This window comes from Arthrobacter sp. CG_A4 (assembly GCF_035985125.1).
In the GTDB taxonomy this organism is placed as follows: Bacteria; Actinomycetota; Actinomycetes; order Actinomycetales; family Micrococcaceae; genus Arthrobacter.
The window spans coordinates 1-18,659 of the sequence record NZ_JAXCID010000048.1 but is presented as its reverse complement, the minus strand read 5'-3'; the positions used below and the strand labels follow the sequence as shown (position 1 = coordinate 18,659).

At 67.1% G+C, this 18,659-nt stretch carries 22 protein-coding genes and 1 pseudogene; 13 read left to right on the top strand and 10 right to left on the bottom strand.

Going from position 1 to position 18,659, the window contains the following annotated elements; genetic code table 11:
- The first annotated feature begins 104 nt into the window (after positions 1-104).
- The gene (locus RCH07_RS16600) at positions 105-341 is read left to right on the top strand and encodes a hypothetical protein (RefSeq protein WP_326968587.1); all 237 of its coding nucleotides are present in this window, start codon (positions 105-107) and stop codon (positions 339-341) included.
- Positions 342-346: 5 nt separating this feature from the next.
- On the opposite strand, the gene RCH07_RS16595 is transcribed toward RCH07_RS16600, so the two are convergent.
- From RCH07_RS16595 to RCH07_RS16580, 4 genes and pseudogenes are all read right to left on the bottom strand, one after another.
- Complete coding sequence (locus RCH07_RS16595; RefSeq protein ID WP_326968586.1) at positions 347-634, bottom strand: MoaD/ThiS family protein; 288 nt, start codon at positions 632-634, stop codon at positions 347-349.
- Entirely contained in the window at positions 627-1,787 is a 1,161-nt protein-coding gene (locus tag RCH07_RS16590) for a WD40/YVTN/BNR-like repeat-containing protein (protein WP_326968585.1), read from the bottom strand. Before RCH07_RS16590 ends, RCH07_RS16595 begins: the two co-directional genes overlap by 8 nt.
- A 73-nt stretch (positions 1,788-1,860) precedes the next feature.
- On the bottom strand, positions 1,861-2,061 hold the full coding sequence (locus RCH07_RS16585) for a hypothetical protein (RefSeq protein WP_326968584.1): 201 nt from the start codon (positions 2,059-2,061) through the stop codon (positions 1,861-1,863).
- Between the two features lie 85 nt (positions 2,062-2,146).
- A pseudogene (locus RCH07_RS16580) lies at positions 2,147-2,275 on the bottom strand (transcriptional regulator); the annotation flags it as partial.
- A 33-nt stretch (positions 2,276-2,308) separates the two neighbouring features.
- On the opposite strand from RCH07_RS16580, the gene RCH07_RS19335 reads away from it, so the two are divergent.
- The 7 genes from RCH07_RS19335 (at position 2,309) to RCH07_RS16550 (ending at position 7,526) form a co-directional block, all read left to right on the top strand.
- Entirely contained in the window at positions 2,309-2,695 is a 387-nt protein-coding gene (locus RCH07_RS19335; RefSeq protein WP_442784862.1) for a YunG family protein, read from the top strand.
- An 89-nt stretch (positions 2,696-2,784) separates the two neighbouring features.
- Positions 2,785-3,219 carry a Type 1 glutamine amidotransferase-like domain-containing protein gene (locus RCH07_RS19330; RefSeq protein WP_442784861.1) on the top strand — a complete coding sequence of 145 codons (435 nt, stop codon included), beginning with the start codon at positions 2,785-2,787 and terminating at the stop codon, positions 3,217-3,219.
- A 38-nt stretch (positions 3,220-3,257) separates the two neighbouring features.
- A complete protein-coding gene (locus RCH07_RS16570) occupies positions 3,258-3,770 on the top strand; it encodes a universal stress protein (RefSeq protein WP_326968582.1) in 513 nt (170 codons plus the stop codon).
- A 270-nt stretch (positions 3,771-4,040) separates the two neighbouring features.
- Positions 4,041-4,385, top strand: coding sequence for a metal-sensitive transcriptional regulator (locus RCH07_RS16565; RefSeq protein WP_326968581.1), 345 nt, complete (start codon positions 4,041-4,043; stop codon positions 4,383-4,385).
- A gap of 67 nt (positions 4,386-4,452) precedes the next feature.
- On the top strand, positions 4,453-4,683 hold the full coding sequence (locus tag RCH07_RS16560; protein WP_326968580.1) for a heavy-metal-associated domain-containing protein: 231 nt from the start codon (positions 4,453-4,455) through the stop codon (positions 4,681-4,683).
- A gap of 60 nt (positions 4,684-4,743) precedes the next feature.
- Complete coding sequence (locus RCH07_RS16555) at positions 4,744-7,119, top strand: heavy metal translocating P-type ATPase (RefSeq protein WP_326968579.1); 2,376 nt, start codon at positions 4,744-4,746, stop codon at positions 7,117-7,119.
- Between the two features lie 71 nt (positions 7,120-7,190).
- Positions 7,191-7,526: a hypothetical protein gene (locus tag RCH07_RS16550; RefSeq protein WP_442784860.1), complete on the top strand. Its 336-nt coding sequence runs from the start codon at positions 7,191-7,193 to the stop codon at positions 7,524-7,526.
- Positions 7,527-8,203: 677 nt separating this feature from the next.
- Here the strand turns inward: RCH07_RS16550 and RCH07_RS16545 are convergent.
- The gene (locus tag RCH07_RS16545) at positions 8,204-9,169 is read right to left on the bottom strand and encodes an EamA family transporter (protein WP_326968603.1); all 966 of its coding nucleotides are present in this window, start codon (positions 9,167-9,169) and stop codon (positions 8,204-8,206) included.
- Positions 9,170-9,343: 174 nt separating this feature from the next.
- Here RCH07_RS16545 and RCH07_RS16540 point away from each other — a divergent pair, with 174 nt between their 5' ends.
- Together RCH07_RS16540 and RCH07_RS16535 are read left to right on the top strand one after the other, a co-directional pair.
- Positions 9,344-9,886 carry a CGNR zinc finger domain-containing protein gene (locus RCH07_RS16540; protein ID WP_326968578.1) on the top strand — a complete coding sequence of 181 codons (543 nt, stop codon included), beginning with the start codon at positions 9,344-9,346 and terminating at the stop codon, positions 9,884-9,886.
- Positions 9,887-10,032: 146 nt separating this feature from the next.
- Positions 10,033-10,776 (top strand): hypothetical protein, encoded by a 744-nt coding sequence (locus tag RCH07_RS16535; RefSeq protein ID WP_326968577.1) that lies wholly within the window; start codon positions 10,033-10,035, stop codon positions 10,774-10,776.
- Positions 10,777-11,114: 338 nt separating this feature from the next.
- On the opposite strand, the gene RCH07_RS16530 is transcribed toward RCH07_RS16535, so the two are convergent.
- The 3 genes from RCH07_RS16530 to RCH07_RS16520 form a co-directional block, all read right to left on the bottom strand.
- A complete protein-coding gene (locus RCH07_RS16530; protein ID WP_442784859.1) occupies positions 11,115-11,483 on the bottom strand; it encodes a hypothetical protein in 369 nt (122 codons plus the stop codon).
- An 85-nt stretch (positions 11,484-11,568) separates the two neighbouring features.
- Entirely contained in the window at positions 11,569-12,162 is a 594-nt protein-coding gene (locus tag RCH07_RS16525) for a hypothetical protein (protein WP_326968576.1), read from the bottom strand.
- A gap of 90 nt (positions 12,163-12,252) precedes the next feature.
- Entirely contained in the window at positions 12,253-13,608 is a 1,356-nt protein-coding gene (locus RCH07_RS16520) for an MATE family efflux transporter (RefSeq protein WP_326968575.1), read from the bottom strand.
- 83 nt (positions 13,609-13,691) lie between these two features.
- On the opposite strand from RCH07_RS16520, the gene RCH07_RS16515 reads away from it, so the two are divergent.
- Positions 13,692-14,666, top strand: coding sequence for an acyl-CoA thioesterase (locus RCH07_RS16515; protein WP_326968574.1), 975 nt, complete (start codon positions 13,692-13,694; stop codon positions 14,664-14,666).
- Positions 14,667-14,707: 41 nt separating this feature from the next.
- On the opposite strand, the gene dnaB is transcribed toward RCH07_RS16515, so the two are convergent.
- Entirely contained in the window at positions 14,708-16,087 is a 1,380-nt protein-coding gene (gene dnaB / locus RCH07_RS16510; RefSeq protein ID WP_326968573.1) for a replicative DNA helicase, read from the bottom strand.
- 683 nt (positions 16,088-16,770) lie between these two features.
- Here dnaB and RCH07_RS16505 point away from each other — a divergent pair.
- Both RCH07_RS16505 and RCH07_RS16500 read left to right on the top strand, forming a co-directional pair.
- Positions 16,771-17,238 carry a hypothetical protein gene (locus RCH07_RS16505; RefSeq protein WP_326968572.1) on the top strand — a complete coding sequence of 156 codons (468 nt, stop codon included), beginning with the start codon at positions 16,771-16,773 and terminating at the stop codon, positions 17,236-17,238.
- 4 nt (positions 17,239-17,242) lie between these two features.
- Positions 17,243-17,833, top strand: coding sequence for a hypothetical protein (locus RCH07_RS16500; protein WP_326968571.1), 591 nt, complete (start codon positions 17,243-17,245; stop codon positions 17,831-17,833).
- Positions 17,834-17,932: 99 nt separating this feature from the next.
- On the opposite strand, the gene RCH07_RS16495 is transcribed toward RCH07_RS16500, so the two are convergent.
- Positions 17,933-18,559: an FMN reductase gene (locus tag RCH07_RS16495; RefSeq protein WP_326968601.1), complete on the bottom strand. Its 627-nt coding sequence runs from the start codon at positions 18,557-18,559 to the stop codon at positions 17,933-17,935.
- Positions 18,560-18,659: the final 100 nt, after the last annotated feature.

Genomic DNA, 18,659 nt, shown 5'->3' with positions numbered 1-18,659 from the left:
CCTTACCCGCCGCTTACCGGGCCGAAACGCGGCCGCAACATTGACGCAGGACACTGGAGGTGCCGGCGAGAGCAGGCACCAGCGCCAGTCCAGGAGGCCCCGCCATGTTGAAAGACGCCAAAGCCCATGTGACCCGTATCCGCGCCCTGGGCCAACTGCACCGCGGCGACGAGATCGAAGCCCGCCTGAAGGTGGGCCACGACTACGACGACGTCGTGATCCACCGCGGCATCGTTCGGGAAACCGCTCCCGGCATCGGTGTCGTGTGGATCATGGACCGGCAATCCGGGCTGCGCAAGGCTATCGACACGGACGAGTGCACCCTCTGGCGAGTGGCCTGAGGCCGTCAGCCTCCTGCAACCGACTGAAGGATCAGGATCTCCTGCCCCGGCACCACTTCGGTGGCGAGGCCCTGGAGCCGGCGGATTTCATTCCCGTTGACGTATATGTTCACGTAGCGTCGGACCGCCCCGGTCTCGTCCCGCAGCCGCCTCGACAGTGCCGGGTGGTCCCTGGTCACTGTATCCAGCACTCTCTCCACCGTCACCGCCCCGTCGGCGGGCGAAGTCAGGATCGACTGCCCGCCGGCGAGAGGCTGGAGCACGCTGGGCAGCGACACAGAGATATCAGTCATGGAACGATGACGCGTATGTGGCGGCGGCGGGCACGGCGCCCGGCACCCGCGCGGGCCGCACGGCCGCGGCGCGGACACACAAAACGTCGGGCAGGTGCGCAGCGATCTCGGCGAAGTGTCCGCCTTCATCGGCACTTGCGTAGACGCTTCCGCCGCGCGTTCCGAAGTACACGCCGGCCGGCTCTGCGGCATCAACACACGCGGCGTCGCGGAGCACGGAGTTGAACTCGGAGCCCGGCAGTCCGTCATCCAGCCGCGTCCACGTCCTGCCGGCGTCATCGGTCCGATGGACCGCCAGTTTGCCGTCCGGCGGGATACGCTCGCCGTCGGCTTTGAGTGGGATCACCCATGCAGTACCCGCCCGGCGCGGGTGCGTCAGCATCACGAAGCCGAAGTCCGCGGGCAGCCCCTCGGCGATCGAATCCCAGTGCTCGGCATCGTCATCGCTGCGATAGACGCCGTGGTGGTTCTGCGCATACAGACGGCCGGCGACGGCGGCGTCGGCCGCGATTTTGTGGACGCACTGGCCGAATTCCGGATTCGGATCGGGCATGAAGTAAGCGGAGATCCCGTTGTTGCGGGGCTCCCAGGACGTGCCGCCGTCGAGCGAGCGGTAGACCCCGCCGGTGCTCATGGCCACGTGCACTGTCTCGCCCGAGGGATCGACGACGATCGAGTGCGCCGCGGCGCCGCCGTAGCCGGCACCCCACTCGGTGCGGTGCGGGTGGTCCCAGAGCCCGCGATTGAGTTCGAAGTGTTCGCCGCCGTCGGTCGATTTCCAGACTGAGATCGGCTCGCAGCCGGCCCAGACCACGCCCGGGCGGGATTCGGCATCGGGATGGATCTGCCAGACGCGCTCCAAGGCGGCATCGGTGCCCTCGGGGAAACGGATCGCGCCGTGCTCGGGCTCGTTCCACGTTTCACCCAGGTCATCGGAGTGGAAGACCGTCGGGCCCCAGTGCTCGGACCGGACGCCCACCAGGATCCGGGTCCGGCCGTCGCGGGTGTCGATGCCGATGCTGGGGATTTCGCTCATCAAGAAATGCGGGCCGGAAAGGGACCAGTCTTTGCGGTCCGGGCTGGTTGCCAGCCAGAGCCCCTTCTTGGTTCCGATCGCCAGGACGTAACTCTCTGCAGTAGCCATGGCCCCCATGCAACCACCCCGGCCCGAAGGCCGCAATGCTTTCCTGCTTCCTGTTTGCCTGCCTGTTCGCCAGCCGGCGCGGTCAGTCCACGAATTCGGACTGCGTCTCGATGAAGTCCCAGTCGGCGTCAGTCAGGACCCCGGCCACATTGTCCGGGTGGGGGCCGCCGGCCTCCGCAATGCCCTGCAGAACCGGCAGCGGAAGTTCCGCGGCGCGCAGGTTCTCCCGCAGCCACTCCTTGCTTGACAGATCCAGGTCCAGCCACCACATGAAGATTTCCACCGCGGTCACCCTTTCCCTAGTTCTCCAACGTTAGGCCGGGTCAGGCGGGGGTTCAATAGCCGACGCCCAAGCCGGATCCGGCGCATCACAGCCCGGTCAGAACCACGGCGGTCCGCTCCAGTGCGCAGGGCACGAGGGAGTAGTGGGCCCAGGTGCCCCGCTTCTCGCGGTTCAGCAGGCCGGCGTCGACGAGGATCCTCAGCTCACCGTCGACCGGACCGGGCGGGGCCCTTGATACGCTGTCGCGATGACTCATACGTTGCTCGAGCTCGAGCGAGCATTCCGTCAATCCTGGGGTGCGGATACGACCTGTCTGAACGCCAAGAGCCTCGCAAAGTGGCACCCTGACAGCTCAGCACACGGGCAATGCGGACCCACTGCCCTCGTCGTTCAGGACCTCCTCGGCGGCCATCTTCTCATCGCGGACGTGAGCGGCGGCAATGAGGACGACGAAGTCCACTACTGGAACCGATTCCCGGGCGGTTTCGAGATCGACCTCACGAGAGAGCAATTCAGAAGTCACCGCATCATTGGGGAGTCCCGCGTCGTCGTCCGGCCATCAGGAGGGCCACGAGCGTACGTCAGCGACTACCAACTGCTGCGTGCCAGGGTGCTGTCTGCATTGAACCTCTGAACGCTGCGCTGACAGAGCATCCGCTGACGAAACCTCCAACAAGCACGCGGACTCCTACTTTCGCGCGCGAGCGCCGGGACGATGTCTTCATGCTCCGCGCGGCCCTGGCGCGATCGGGGGCCGACGCGCTCACTGCGGATCGTCTCAGAGCGGATGAACTGGTCTACGCCGGCTTCAGTGCGGGGGTGTGCGTCCTCGCCCCGAGCCTGTTGGGCCTCGAAGAGTGTGACTCAACGGAGGATGCCTTGTCCATGTATGGGGCCGTCGAGTTTGAGGGCCTCAGCATCCTGGATCGATCCGTCGTGCCCCACCTTGGATCGCCGGAGCACCCCGAGAGCGAGGCCCTAACCCGGGTGGCTGCCGCTTACACCCAGGAGCGCAAGCCCTTTTGGGCCCTTCGCGACGGTCAGGCGTGCTTCACTGAGCGATCCCCACCGGGCTGGCCCTCGACCGTTTCCGCGAAGGCTCAACCAATACCCGGCCTGAAAGCCGCCCGGACAAGCCGTGGCTGCCCGGGAAGTTAGGCCCTGTTCAAGCCGGTGAGCCGGGGAAACAATTGACTATGTCTGCAGAGAGCTTCAGCGGCCCGCCGCCCCTCGTCGTCGGCGTGCTTCCAGGACAGAGTCCCGAGGTGCTGCAGACCGCCGCAGCCCTTGCCGGCCACCTCGGCGTCCCGCTGATCTGCGCTTTCGTGGACGAGTTGAGCTACCTTGTGGAGTGGGATCCGGCCCGGTCCGCGCACCGGCTTTCACTGCACCCGGAAACAGACAACGCCGAAATCAAAGCGGTGACGCTGGAGTTGCGGTCCGCCATCGGGACGGCCTGCGGCGGCCCCGGGATCAACTGGACGCTGCGGATTCTCGCCGGCGATCCGGCCCGGGCACTGGGCAGACTGGCCTCGGACACCGGGGCCGCGATGATCATCGTGGGAACTCCCGAGCCGGGCCTCGGACACCGGATATCCGCCGCGCTCAACGGCTCGGTGGCGGCGTGGCTCAGCCACCACCAGGAGCGCCCGATCCTGATCGTTCCGGTCCCGGCCGCCGTCCATCACCGGACACGCCGCGGCACGTGACCGGAGCGCTGGAGCGGCGGCTCAGGCAGGAGAATATCCGCGAAAAGTAAAGTGAAAGAACTTATCCGGGGTGCTGGCTTTACTCCACTACCGGCTAGTAAGCTGAAAGTCGTAGGCCGCCAGTAGGCCTGCCCAACTGCCGCTCCGGAGTGCGTATCCCCCAATAACGCACTCCGGAGCTCTTTAATGTCCGGACCGCTTTCCTCAACCGGCCGCAGATACCCCCTCCGGGTACTTGCGTCATACCCCTAGGGGGTATATGTTGAGGGTATGAATGAGTCTGAGATCCCTGTCATGGTGCCGGCAGAGGCCGAGCATCAGCAGCACGGCTACACCGCCAACAAAGAGGCGTACTTGCGGCGGCTCAAACGGATTGAGGGGCAGGTGCGCGGCATTGCCCGGATGGTTGACGAGGACAAGTACTGCATCGACATCCTCACCCAAGTCGCCGCCGTCACCAAAGCCCTGCACGCCGTCAGCCTGGGGCTGGTGGAAGAACACATCGGTCACTGCGTCGTCGGTGCAGCGTCCGAGCCGGATCCCGCACTCCGTGCGGAAACCATCGACTTCAAGGTCAAGGAGGCCACCGATGCCATCGGGCGCCTGCTGCGGTAGCGGCAACACCACTCACCACAAGATCGGGCTGCTGAACCACCAGCAGCCCACCAACAAGGAGCAAGCCATGGACACCGTTTCTACTTCCGTCAGCGTATCCGGCATGACCTGCGGCCACTGCGTCTCCTCCGTCAGCGAAGAGCTCGAGTCCCTCGCCGGCGTCGAGAAGGTCGACGTCGACCTCGACTCCGGCGGTATCTCCACCGTCACCATCACCTCCACCGGGGCGCTGTCCTCCTCGGAGATCGGCGAAGCCGTTGCCGAAGCTGGCTACATGGTGGTGGCCAACGAAGCCTGAGCACCACCTCCACAGCCCGTCGCCAGGCAGCGCACAGCACCAGAACAGACAGGAAACACCGTGAGTAACGAACAACTGCTGGACCAGCCCGGAAGCCGCGTGATCGAACTCGACATCGAGGGCATGACCTGCGCCTCCTGCGTCGGCCGGGTCGAACGCAAGCTCGGAAAGCTCGGTGGCGTCCAGGCCTCGGTCAACCTGCCGCTCGAATCGGCCAGCGTTACCGTCCCCGGGGACATCACGGACGAGCAAATCACGGCCACGGTAGCCGCGGCCGGCTACAAAGCCACCATCCGCGGAGGTGAGCTGTCCGTGCGCGCCGACGGTGCCGGCATGCGGCAGCATGCGTCTAAGCGAGGCACGAGCGAGCATGCCGAGCATGGCGGACCGGCGGTGCGAAGCACCCCCCACGCTGCGACCCACCCGGCGTCGGCGGCGGCAGCCAAGCTCCGCCCGCGCCTGATTGTCGCCGCGGTTCTCACGGTCCCGATCTTCCTGATTTCGATGTTCCCGGCCTTCCAGTTCGCCAACTGGGGCTGGGTGGCAGCCGCCCTGGCCTTGCCGGTGGTCAGCTGGGCGGCGTGGCCGTTCCACCGGGCTGCCGCCGTGAACGCACGGCACTTCGCCTCCACCATGGACACGCTGGTCTCCATCGGCGTGACCGCGGCGTACGTCTTCTCGGCCTGGCAGCTCATCGAGGACCCGCGGATGACCGACCACCTGCGGGGAATGGAGGGGATGGAGGGCATGGGCTCCGGCGGGCTCTACTTCGAGGTCGCCGCCGTCGTCACCACGTTCCTGCTGCTGGGACGCTATTTGGAGGCCAACGCCAAGCAGAAAGCGGGCGATGCCCTCAAGGCGCTGCTGGACCTGGGCGCTAAAGACGCCACTGTGCTCCGCGAGGGCAAGGAATACCAGGTGCCGGCCGGGCAGCTGGTGGTGGGCGATGTGGTTGTAGTCCACCCCGGTGAAAAAATCGCCACGGACGGCGTCGTCGTCGAGGGTTCCTCCGCAGTCGATGCCTCCCTCGTGACGGGCGAATCGGTACCGGTGGAAGTCGGCCCGGACAGCCCCGTCACGGGCGCCACCATCAACACGTCCGGCCGGCTTCTGGTCCGCGCCACCCGCGTCGGTTCCGAGACCACCCTGGCCCAGATGGGCCGGCTGGTCTCCCAGGCGCAGACCGGCAAGGCTCCGATCGCACGCCTGGCGGACCGCATCAGCGCCGTCTTCGTCCCGGTGGTTCTTGTTATCGCCGCCCTCACCTTCGGCGCCTGGCTGCTCGCGGCGGGCCCTGCCATCAGCGACGCCGAGCTCCGCACGGCGTTCACGGCCGCCGTCGCTGTCCTGGTCATCGCGTGCCCCTGCGCGCTGGGCCTCGCCACCCCGGTGGGTCTCCTCACCGGGACCGGCCGGGGCGCCCAGCTCGGCATCCTCATCAAGGGCCCGCAGGTCCTTGAGGACACCCGGACGGTGGACACCATACTGCTGGACAAGACCGGCACTGTGACCACCGGGCACCTCTCCGTGGCCCGCACCGAGGCGTTCGGTTCCTTCGGTGAGTCCGAGATCCTGCGCCTCGCCGGTGCCGTGGAGGCCGCTTCCGAGCATCCGATCGCCCGCGCCATCGCCGCGGCGGCGCTCTCGGCAGACTCCGGCCAGCACGACGCCGGCCAGCTTCCCGCCGTCGCCGGCTTCCGTTCAGCACCGGGCGGCGGGGTCCGGGGCACCGTTGAGGGCCGGCTCGTGACCGCCGGCCGGACCGGCTGGCTGCAGGAGAACGGGATCGCCCTGGCTCCCGGCCGGCTGGAGATGCTCCGGCGCGCCGAGGAATCCGGCGCCACCGCGATCTGGCTCGCCGTGGACGGGGAACCGGCCGGCATCATCAGCCTGCGGGACACGCTCAAACCCGGTTCGGCCGCGGCGATCGCCCGGCTCCGGGAGCTCGGGCTCCGGCCGATCCTGTTGACCGGGGACAACGCCGCGGTGGCCGCCCAGGTGGCTGCCGCCGTCGGCATCGCTCCGAAGGACGTGTTTGCCGGGGTGCTGCCGGAGGGCAAGGTCGAAGCCGTACGTCAGCTGCAGGCCGCCGGCGCCACCGTGGCCATGGCCGGCGACGGCGTCAACGACGCGGCGGCACTGGCGCAGGCGGATCTGGGCATCGCAATGGGCTCCGGAACCGACGTCGCGATCGAAGCGGCCGACCTCACGGTGATGGGCAACGACCTCGGGCAGGTGGCCCAGGCCATCGAGCTCTCCCGTCGGACACTCGCCACGATCAAGACCAACCTCTTCTGGGCCTTCTTCTACAACGCCGTCGGGATCCCGGTGGCGGCCCTGGGCCTGCTCAACCCGATGATCGCCGGTGCCGCGATGGCCGCCAGTTCCGTTCTGGTGGTGGCAAACTCCCTCCGGCTGCGCAGCTTCGGCAAGTAGCCGGTCCGACGGCGGGGATGGGGAGCGGTGCCCATCGACGGGTTTTTGCCGGGCGCGGCAGGTTCAGGGCAATGGACCTTCCGGAGCAGCCGGGGGCCGCTGGGGATGCCGAGGATGATCGGATCCGGGTATGGAGCGATCGCATGGCCATCCGGGGCGCAGACATTGCTCAACTCAAGACACTTGGGACGAAGCTGCAGGCGGGTTCGTCGGAGATCGACAAGCAGAAGTCGCTGCTGACCAAGGTGCTCGGGGGCACCGACTGGAAAGGTCCGGACGCGGACAAGTTCCGCAGCGAGTGGAACGGCCAGCACACCGCGTCGCTGGCGAAGGTCTCGCAGGCGCTGCAGGAGGCCGGCAAGCAGGCCAGCCGCAACGCGTCCGAGCAGGAGAGCACCTCGCGCTAGTGGGCATTTTCGTTAGGTCGTCGCGGGTTCAGGCAGCGCCAGGACACTTTCGCGCCGGGGGGACATGCCCATTCTTTGCCCCCGGGACTGGGCAGAATGGGACTATGTCCACCTGCTGGCCCGGGCGCGGCGCATGTCCCTTGGCGCGGAGTCCAGTCCAGCGGGCCAGCTTCCGTCCGGCGGGCACGTCCCGTACGTTGGGTATTTTCGTTGACCTGGCCGGACGCAGGTTTCGTTGGCGCTGCTCCTTCCCGGTTACCTGCCGCCACGCCTCCTTTCGGCCCGGGGAAGGCCCGGATTCCCGCGGGCTTGTGGTGCCGGGCGCCGAAGTAACTGGGCAGGAACGTCGCGGCCCCTCGCGTTGGGCTGGTCCGGCCGGGCATTGGGCGGGTCCGGCGGCTTGGAATCTGGCGCTTTTCGCGCCGCGGGAGGACATGTCCATTCTTCGCGCCGGGGACTGGGCACAACGACACTATGTTCGTCCACGCGCCCCGGCGCGGGGAACGTCCCTGAGCTGTGCCCTCCCAGCCCCCCGGGCCAAGACCCCCGACGAACTAACGAAAATGACCGCTAGTCGGCCCCGCGCCGGACAGTATCTTTACGCCGCTTGGCCCGGACATCTTTACGCCGCTTGGCCCGGACGCGTTTTGCGTCCGGGCCAAGCGATTTTAAGCCGGCTACGGGACGGGTTCGACGTCGTTCGCGTGGTCCAACGCCGGCGGCAGCAGGGCCGCCCCGCGCGGACCGGGGGTCCGCAGTTCGTCCACCCGCACCAGCACCACCCCGCCGACGATCAGCAGCCCGCCCAGGAGCTGGACGGGGCCGGGCAGTTCGCCGAGCAGCAGCCAGGCCCAGATGACCGCAAACAGGACCTCGGTGAGGGAGACAAAGGACGCCACCTTGGAACCGAGAGCACGCGCGGCCATGATGCCGGAGACGTAGGCCAGCACGGTGGCCAGGACCACGAGTCCGCCCAGGGCCACCCACCAGGGTGTGACCCACAGGCCAAGGCGCGTGTCGGCGGTGCTGAACGCCATCGGCAGCAGACCGCTTGCCGCGGCAAGCCACATCACAACGGCACCCGTCAGAAGGCCGCCGGAGGCCAGGACGATCGGCGGGAGGGTGTCGTTTTCCCTGGCGGTGATGAAGAAGTAGATGGCCAGGCAGACGGCCGCCGCCATGCCCCACAGCACGCCGATGACGTCGATTTTGACCGCCCCGGTGAGGTCCAGGACCAGGACCAGGCCGCCCAGGGACAGCAGTGTTCCGGCGATGGTCAGCGGCCGCGGGCGTTTCCGACTGGCGGCCCAGAGCCATAGGACGATGATGACCGGGGCCAGGTATTCCAGCAGTAGTGCGACGCCGACCGAGAGCCTGGACACGGCGTTGAAGTAGAACAACTGGCAGGCAGCGACGCCCACCAGGCCGAAGAGCAGGATGGTGAGCCAGTTGTCCTTGAGCTGGTGCCAGCGGCCGCGCAAAGCGGGAATGGCGGGGATGGCCAGGATCAGCGCCGCGCCCGTCAGCCGGGCTGTGACCGCGGCACCGGGGGTCCAGCCCGTTTCCAGCAGCGCTTTGGCGAACGAACCGGACAGGCCGAAGACAGCGGAAGAGAACAGGGCAACGCCGAGGCCCGAGGCCATGAACCCCGAGGCCCGGCCGGGCGTCCCGGCACCGGACGTTGAGACACGGTTTCCGGCAACGTTGGTGGCCGGTACTTCGGCGGGACGGCGTGCGGCACACACGGGGTGCCTCCTGTCAGGAGTAAAGTAGGGGTATGGTCATGACATTACGCCGCGGCCATGTAAGGAGTCAAGATGGTTTTTACCCCTGACACAGAAGTTGCCCTGCGTTCCGTGGTCAACCTCATCAACAGCGCGGCCAACGGCTTCGAACAGCTCGAATCGACGGCGGCCCTGGACCACTTCCTCTGCGCCGAAGGCTTTACCGGCTCCAGGACCCGTGACGCGGCCGAACTGGCCAGCGTGCATCGCCTCCGGGGCGAACTGGCCGAGCTCTGGCTCGCGGACGAAGGCGCCGCCGTCGACACCGTGAACCGGCTGCTGCGGGATGCCAGGGCCCTCCCCCAACTGGTGCAACACGATGCATGGGACTGGCATCTGCACGCCACCGCCCCGGAGGCGCCGCTGGCGGACCGGATGAGTACCGAGGCGGCCATGGCTCTCGTCGACGTGATCCGCAGCAGGGAAATGGACCGGATGCTGGTGTGCGCGGCGGAGGACTGCGACGCCGTAGTTCTGGATCTCAGCCGGAACCACTCGAAACGCTATTGCGATACCGGCAACTGCGCAAACCGCGTGCACGTGGCCGCCTACCGCGCACGCAAGGCCGCCTCCTGAGCTGCCTACTGGGCGGCCTCCTGGGAGAGCGTCACATCCATGGACTGCGGAGCGCCGCGGAGGCGCCCTGCCGGAATTCCCCATAGACTGGAATTATTCGCGTAGCCATCAGGCCGGCGAAACCCGATCTAGGGATACACCTTCACATGGCACAGCGTCCACAGCTTCAAAAAGTCACGGCAGCACTGGGGATCACCGGAATTTTGGCAGTTGGACTGATGGGTTGTGGCGGGGGTGGCACCTCACCCGCTGCCAGCAGTACACCGGAGCCGGCCTCGCCCTCGGCCAGCGCAAGTTCAAGTTCACGTGCCAGCCCTGCCCCGAGCGCAACGGCATCATCCGCTCCGGCGGCGGCAGACGGCAAGCTCACCGCTCCGGGAACGAAGCTCAAGGCCGGCGAAACCGCCGTTACCCACAGCAACACGGGCAAGGACGCGGCCGACCCGAAGTATGTGGAAGCCGTTTTCACCTCCGCCCTGACCAGCGTGGTGGCCGGCACCGAGGCCGATTTGGCCAAGTTCAAGGACGCGGCCAAATACGCTGGCCAGACCCCGTACTACGTCTCGGTTACGCACCGGATGGACAGCATCAGCAAGGCTGCCGTCAGCATCAGCGAGCCTAAAGTCACTGCACAGCTCAAGGACGGTTCCGACGCCCAGTCGCTCATTGTCTTCGGTGCCTTCGACCAGTGCAAGAGCACACGCTTCGCAACGACGGGCACCGGTGATTCGCTGAGCCTGGTGGCGGGCAGCAGCATGGTGTCCTGCCAGGTGTTCCTGGCTCCCACCGGTGACGAAGTGAAAAGCGTCGAATATGAAGACTCCCGGTTCAACTACGCCAAGTACGGCGACAACCCCTACCTGAAGAACCCGATTTCCTGGACCAAGTAGGAACCCGATCCCGCTGTCGACCCCGGCCGCCAAGGGGCGGCTGGGAGTCGGAGGGCCACTCGGAGGCAGGGGCGACGGCGTCCTCGGAGCTAGCGGATGTCGTCGCGGGGCGTCCCGCCGCTGCTGGTGTGGGCCGGGCCGGCCTGATCCGGGCATTTTCTTTAGTTCGTCGGGGGGTCAGACGCAGCCCGGACCGTGTCGCGCCAGCGGGACATGCCCATTCTTCGCACCCGGGACTGGGCACAATGACACTATGTCCGCCCGCTGCCCCCGGCGCGGGGCATGTGCCAGAGTCCGGCCACCGCGCCCAGACGCCGACGAACTAAAGAAAATAACCTCTAGCGGATGTCGTCGCGGGGCGTCCCGCCGCTGTTGGTGTCGGCCGGGCCGGCGCCTGTTCCGGGCTGTGACGGGTGGCCGCCGTGGCCGCCGCTCCGGGAGCTCAGGTTCACGCCGGATCCCTTGCCCAGGTGTTCGGCGTTGGGCTTGTGGCCCATCGACAGCATGGCCAGTACCACCAGAATCACGATGAAGGCGATACCGGCCGCGGTGAGGGCCAGGTCAAAGCGGGGGGTTTTGGCGCTGCCGCCGGAGGCGAAAATAAGGGTGGCAACGAAGGCCAGCACCGCCCAGAACGCGGAGAACATGAGCGGTCCCTTGACCGAGGTGCGCAGGCTGCGCGGTTCTCCGGATTTCTGCTGTCCCACGGTGCTTTCCTCCTGCAGCCGACGCCCGGAAGGCGTGGCGGTTGTGATGCCGCAATCGTTCTACGCAAGGTAGAACCTGTCGGTACTAGTTTACGGCCTCCGAGGAATCGCCCCGCGCATCGTGCCGCAACGACAGCCCCGCCAGCGTCCACAGCACGCCGTTGATGATGGCACCGCCGCCGGCGACGCCGAGCAGGGCGTGCGGGCCGAGGTCGATGAAGAACGGCAGCAAGACCGCTGTGCCGACGCCGATCACACCGGCGGCGATCCAGTCGCGCGCCAGCACGGACCGGCCCCGGAGCCTGATACCGAGGGACAGTTCCGCGACAGCGGCCAGGCCAAGGCCCAGCGCCGCAATGATGCCGAAGACGAGATTGGAAGGGATCAGCGCGACAGCCGCACCGGTCCCGATCAGCACAGCACCCGCGGCCGAGAGGACCTTCCCGGCGCGGGAGGTGCCGGCAAAACCGGCCTTCCTGATGCTCCCGATCAGCACCAGCCCGGTGGCCAGCAGATAAAGCCCGCCGGCCCAGCCCATGCCTGCCGTCGAGGGTGACGCCCAGAAGACGGTCAGGGCGCCGAAGCCGAGCGCGATGGCGGCCCGGACCAGCACCGGCTTCCAGAAGTCCGCCGCGGCGGGCGTGGCGATGGAGGCGTCAGGGGCTGCTGGGAGAGTCACCAGTCCAGTTTAGTGCGAAGCCGATCCGCTGCGCACCGGGAACTGAACCGCGGGCCGGATGGGCCGGATGGGCCGGATGGGCCGGACGGCTCAGTGCGCGCCGAGCACCATCCACCGGTCCGTCCGTGCACGGAGGCCGAGCGTCAGCGCCCGCGCCAGCATGTAGCCCAGCGAGAAGGCTGCCCACAGCCAGAGCAGCCCCGCACCGCCGTCGACCCCGGAGAAACGGACCGCCAGCAGCAGCGGCAGATAAAAGGCCAGATTCACGACGCCGGCAATCGCCAGGTACTTCGCGTCCCCCGCCCCGATCAGCACACCGTCGAGGACAAAAACATACCCGGCGATCGGCTGGCCGGCGGCAAGCGCCCACAGCGCCAGCGTTAGTGCCGCCCGGACCTCGGCGTCGGATGTGAACAGCAGTCCCGCCCACGGCGCCGCGACGGCCATCAGTATCCCGGTGAACACCCCAAACCCGAGACCCCAGCGGATCATGGTGCCGGTGAGTTCGCGTGCCGCGGCCGGGCGGGCCGCTCCAAGTTCCTTGCCGATCAGGGCCTGGGCCGCAATGGCCAGGGCGTCCAGGGCGAACGCCAGGAGCGTAAAGACGGTCATCGCCAGCTGGTGGGCCGCCAGGTTTACGGGCCCCTGCGCCGTGACCACCACGACCGTGGCGAGAATCCCGATGCGCAGGCTCAGCGTGCGCAGCATCAGCCAGGAGCCCACCCTGGTCAGGGCCCGGACGCCACGCCAGTCCGGCCGCAGGGAGACGCCGTGGGTGCGGGCCTTGCGCCGGACCGTCAGCACATAGACCAGGGCCATGGCCCACTGCGCGATGCTGGTGCCGATCGCGGAACCGGCGACGGAGAGCTGCAGCCCGTAGACCAGGACGAGGTTCAGCACGATGTTCAGCGTGAAGCCGGCGGCGGCAACCACCAGCGGCGTCCGGGTGTCCTGCAGACCCCGCAAAACCCCGGTGCCCGCGAAGATCAGCAGCATCGCGACGAGTCCCGGCATGGACCAGCGCAGGTAGTCCACCGCGAAGGTCCGCACCTCGTCCCGGGCCCCCATCAGCTCCAGAAGCGGTTCGGCAGCAAAAGAGCCGGCCGCGGCCAGGACGAGCCCCAGCAGCAGTGCCAGCCAGACGCCGTCGCGCCCGGCCGCGAGGGCCTTGGGCAGCTGGCCGTTGCCGATCGCCCGCGCCACAGCCGGGGTGGTGGAGTATGCGAGGAAGACCATTAGTCCCACCGCCGTATGCAGCACCGCAGAGGCCAGACCAACGCCGGCGAGCTGGGCCACGCCGAGGTGGCCCACGATCGCCGAATCCGCGAGGAGGAACATCGGTTCGGCGATCAGGGCCCCGAACGCCGGAACCGCAAGGCGCAGGATTTCCCGCCGGCGGCCTGCCGGGGACGGGAGGGTGGCGGGAGTCGGGGCGGGGGTGGGCACGGGTCTACCCTAACGGCCCTGCCGGCGCTGAACGGCTTCCGCTCCCACCCGCGTTTTCGCAGGCCGTTAGTACACTCACTTGCATGAGTAAGACTGCCGGCAATGCCGTGACCCTGCGCTTCCTTGCGGCGCCAACCGATGTAGGCCATAGCGGTTCGGTCGACGCCGGCACCGTGCTCGAGTGGGTAGACAAGGCGGCCTACGCCGCCGCCGTCGGCTGGGCGAAGTCGTATTGCGTGACGGCCTATGTGGGCAACATCCACTTCGCGCATCCGGTCAACAGCGGGGACATGGTGGAAGTCGAGGCCACGATCGTTTACACGGGCCGGTCCTCGATGCACATCCGTACCGTGGTGTCCTCGGGCGACCCCAGGGGCGGCCCGGCGACGATGCGCAGCCAGTGCATGGTGATCTTCGTGGCCGTCGGCGGGGACGGCAAACCCAATCCGGTGCCGCCGTTTATGCCAACAACGCCGGAAGCAATCGAACAACGGGACCATGCACTGGCCCGGATCAAGGTGCGCGAGGACATCGTCCAGGCCATGAACGGGCAGGAATATACCGGCGCCGGTACCGCCGAGAAGGTGATTCTCCGGTTTATGGCGGCCCCTACGGATGTGAACTGGGGCGGTAAGGTGCACGGCGGCATCGTCATGAAGTGGATCGACGAAGCGGCCTACGTCTGTGCCTCGCGCTACTGCGGGATGGACACGGTGGCCGTCTTCTCCGGCGGGGTCCGGTTTTACCGGCCCCTGCTGATCGGACATGTGGTGGAGGTGGAGGCCCGGCTGGTCTACACCGGCACCAAAGGTATGCACATTGCAGTACATGTCCGCTCGGGCGATCCCAAGGGACGCGAACTGCACCTCACGACCTACTGCCTGACGGTTATGGTCGCCCGCGACGAACATGGCACCTCCGTCCCGATCCCTCAATGGGTTCCGGTATCCGGGGAGGACAAACGGCTGCACGCCCATGCCCGTGAGCTGCTGGAAATCCGCGGAAGGGCACCCGGGAACAGGCTGCCCAACCACCTGCTGCGGGCGGGTGGCCAGTAACGGCCGGCGCTGGCCGGAAGCGGCCTGCCGCTGGCCGGCGCTTAGAAGCCGCCGCCGGCGTCGGCCGCCATGTTCGCAAACCTTGAGTAGTGGCCCTGGAACGCCACCACTATGTCCTTCGTGGGACCGTTACGGTGTTTGGCAATGAGAATGTCCGCCTCGCCGGCGCGCGGCGATTCCTTGTCATAGACGTCTTCACGGTGCAGCAGGATAACCATGTCCGCGTCCTGCTCGATGGACCCTGATTCTCGCAGGTCCGAGACCATCGGGCGCTTGTCCTGGCGCTGCTCGGAGCCACGGTTCAGCTGCGAGAGAGCAATCACCGGAACCTGCAGTTCTTTGGCCAGCAGCTTCAGCGCGCGAGAGAACTCGGAAACTTCCTGCTGGCGCGATTCCACCTTCTTGCCCGAGCTCATCAGCTGGAGGTAGTCGAGGATCACGAGTTTGAGGTCGTGCTGCTGCTTGAGCCGCCGGCACTTGGCGCGGATTTCCATCAGCGACATGTTGGGGCTGTCATCGATGAACAGCGGGGCGTCGTTCATCCGGCCCATGGTGGTGGCGATCTTGGACCATTGTTCGTCCTTGATGGTGCCCTTGCGGAGGTCCTGGAGGCCGATCGTGGCCTCGGCGGACAGCAGGCGCATGGCGATCTCGTTCCGACCCATTTCCAGGGAGAACATGACGGTGGCGAGGTTGTTCTTGATGGCGGCGGAACGCGCGAAGTCCAGGGCGAAGGTGGACTTACCGACAGCCGGGCGGGCCGCGATGACAATCATCTGCCCCGGGTGCAGGCCGTGGGTCAGCTCATCCAGTTCGTAGAAGCCGGTGGGCACACCCGTCAGCCCCTCGCCGCGGTGGCCGGAGGCCTCGATCTCGTCGACCGCGGATTCCATGACGTCCTTGAGGACAACGTAATCCTCGGCGGTGCGGCGTTCGGCCACGGCGTAGATCTCGGCCTGCGCCTGGTTGACCAGGTCCTCGACTTCGCCATCGGCGCCATAGCCGAGCTGGACGATCTTGGTGCCGGCGTTGACGAGGCGGCGCAGCACCGCACGCTCGCCGACGATTTCAGCGTAATAGCCGGCGTTTGCTGCTGTCGGGACCGTCTGGATCAGCTCGTGCAGGTAGGCGGGGCCGCCGATGCGGTTGATCTCGCCCCGCTTGGTCAGTTCATCCGAGACGGTGACGGCGTCGGCGGGTTCGCCGCGGCCGTAGAGGTCGATGATGGCCTCGTAGATCGTCTCGTGGGCCGGACGGTAAAAGTCCTGGCCACGCAGGATTTCGACGACGTCGGCAATGGCGTCCTTGGACAGCATCATGCCCCCAAGAACGGATTGCTCCGCGGGTATATCCTGCGGCGGCTTGCGGCTGCCTTCGGATCCCCGCGTGCCCTCGACTGAGTCCAGATGCGTAACTGACAAAACTGCCGTCCTCCATTGTGTGCCGCGGCGGATGTCCGTTCGCGGGCGACGTGTGAGCCGTGCGCCGTGGTGCCGGAGCCCTTCGAATGCCCGGAGTCGATGACCAAGAGTCACCTGTCCCCGCGAATTCCGATTGTTCTAGTCCTATCAGCGGGCTCCGACAGTTTGCCTGCAGCCCTGGGCTACGGGTATTCCACAGCTCAGGATTCTGGTGCGGATGCACTGGCTGCCGGGGAAGCTGATGGGCAGGCATCGTGCAGCGATCCCGGAATCGTCCGGATCCACGGGTCGATCTCCAGCTACGGTAGCCGCCGATCGGGCTGGCACCAACCCGACCGGGCACCACCCCTGTGGATAAAGTGTGCACTACCGGCTCCAGCTTGTGCACAGCCTGTGGGAACACCTGTGGATAAGAAAATAGTTTGACCCCACATATCCTCCTGACCTGCGAGAACAGGGACTTCCCCTTGTGGACACAGAACTATTTTGGCAAAGCTTCATCCACAGCTTGTGGGCTACGGCTGGGGATACTCGTCGGGAGACGAGGCCACATTTGGGGTCGAATATGCACATTTTGTGATGGGCATCACCGGAAAACCCCGAATTGACGGCACCGTGGGCCGCGCTGTGTGCGCCGGTCCGAATATGCTGTGGATAGCGGGGATCTGGCATAAGCTCTACCCATGGGCGATGTCTTGTTAGTCATACTGCCTGCCCTCATCCTGGCGGCAGTCCTCTGGGCGTTTGCCACGGCTCTCAGGCCCCGCGATTTTGGCCTGTCCGACGCCGACCGCTATCAGCAGGAGCTGGCGGTCCGCTCCCAGGCCCACTACACGGCGCAGGTGCAGGCCGCCACCGCGGCGCGGGCCCGGGTTGACGCCGCCACCCGTCCCAGCCAGAACGAGCAGCAGCAATCACAGCAGGCCGATCATGCCAGAGCAGCGCTGCGCGCCCAGACCGGCTCCGCCCCGGCCGTGGGACAACCCGGCTATCAGGGTCCCATTTTGCCCGGCGGCCAGCTAAACCCGCAGTTTGCTCTGCAGCTTCAGTCGATGGCCCGGAGCGGCAAGAAGCTCCAGGCCATCAAGTTGTTGCGCCAAGCGACGCATTCTGATCTTTTGACCGCCAAGAAATATGTAGATCGGCTCTAGTTTCATGGAATCCCTGATCGTCCCCGTCCTGATCCTCGCGCTCGTCGGCGCCGGCGTTCTGCTGGCCGTGCGGGCCCTTGGCCGCCGCCGTGCCCCGTCCCGGCCTGACGCACCGCCCCAGCCTGACGCACCGCCCCAGCCGGTCCGCGACCCGGTTAGGCTTGCCCGCTCGGCCGCGGCGAGGCTCAACCAAGAGCAGCACCGGCGCCTGTACGCGCTGATCGCGCAGGGGCAGGCCATGGCCGCGATCAAGCTCTACCTCGAGGCCACCGGCGACGGCCTGCGGGCCTCCCGCGACGCCGTCGGTGCGCTGGCGGCCCATCCGCAGCCCTTCCGGCCTGTTGCCCCCGAACAGGCGCCCGGCGACGACGAAGACGATGCCCCGCAGCGCTTCGCCTATCGATACCGCGCTATCGCGAGCAAAGGCGATGTCACCCGCGAGGTCAGCAGCAACATGCTCAACGACGAGATCTACGGCAGGATCCGGACGCTGGCCAGGAGTGGCGACGCCGAGGCGGCCGCAATGGCGCTGACCCGCCACTCGGAGATCTCCCTCAAACAGGCCCGGGAGTTCATCGCCCTGCTGGACGACTGAGCCACGGGCGGCCCCGCCCAGCGCGGCATCTCGAGGCCGCTGGTGCTACGGGGCTCGTTCGCCGGGCCAGGCAATTGATTCGCAGAGGGGCGGGAAGTGCTACCGCCGGCCCGAGATCCCGGCTAGTAACTGCTCGAACGGCAGCGACGCCAGGGTTGCCGGCTTCTGTTGCGGCTGCGGGATCTCCAGCAGTCCGGCGAACTCCCCTGCCGCCCGGTCAATCCGGGACGAGAGCGGAGAACCGCCGCCGTCGCTGTTTCCCCAGTCTTGGGGGCCGGCAAACACCGCGGTGGCGGCGATCCGGGTGCGCAGGTAGGTGAACAGCGGCCGCATCGCGAAGTCCAGCACCATCTGGTGCCGGTCTGTGCCGGCGGTGGCCCCGAGCAGGACGGCCTTCCCGTCGAGGGAGTGCGGAACCAGGACATCGATGAAGGACTTGAACAGCCCGCTGTAGGAGGCGCTGAAGACGGGGCTGACGGCGATGATCCCGTCGGATGACTCGACGCCGGCGATCGCCTCGGCCAGCCGCGGGGCCGCGTAGCCGGTCACGAAGTTGTTGGCGATGTCCACGGCCAGATCCCGAAGTTCCACCACTTCGATATCGACGGCGCTGCCCGCCGCCGTGAGCCGGCGTTCGGCCGCGGAAGCCAGCTGGTCCGCCAGCAGGCGGCTAGACGACGGGACGCCGAGTCCGGCGGAGAGAACGGCGATGCGGCGGGTTTCCACGGGTGCTCCTAGTAGTACTTTGTTATGTTGGTGCTCGTTGTCGGCAGTGGGGGCAGTAACCGAGCCATGCGGCGAGGACTCGTTGGAGTTCTCTGAGGAT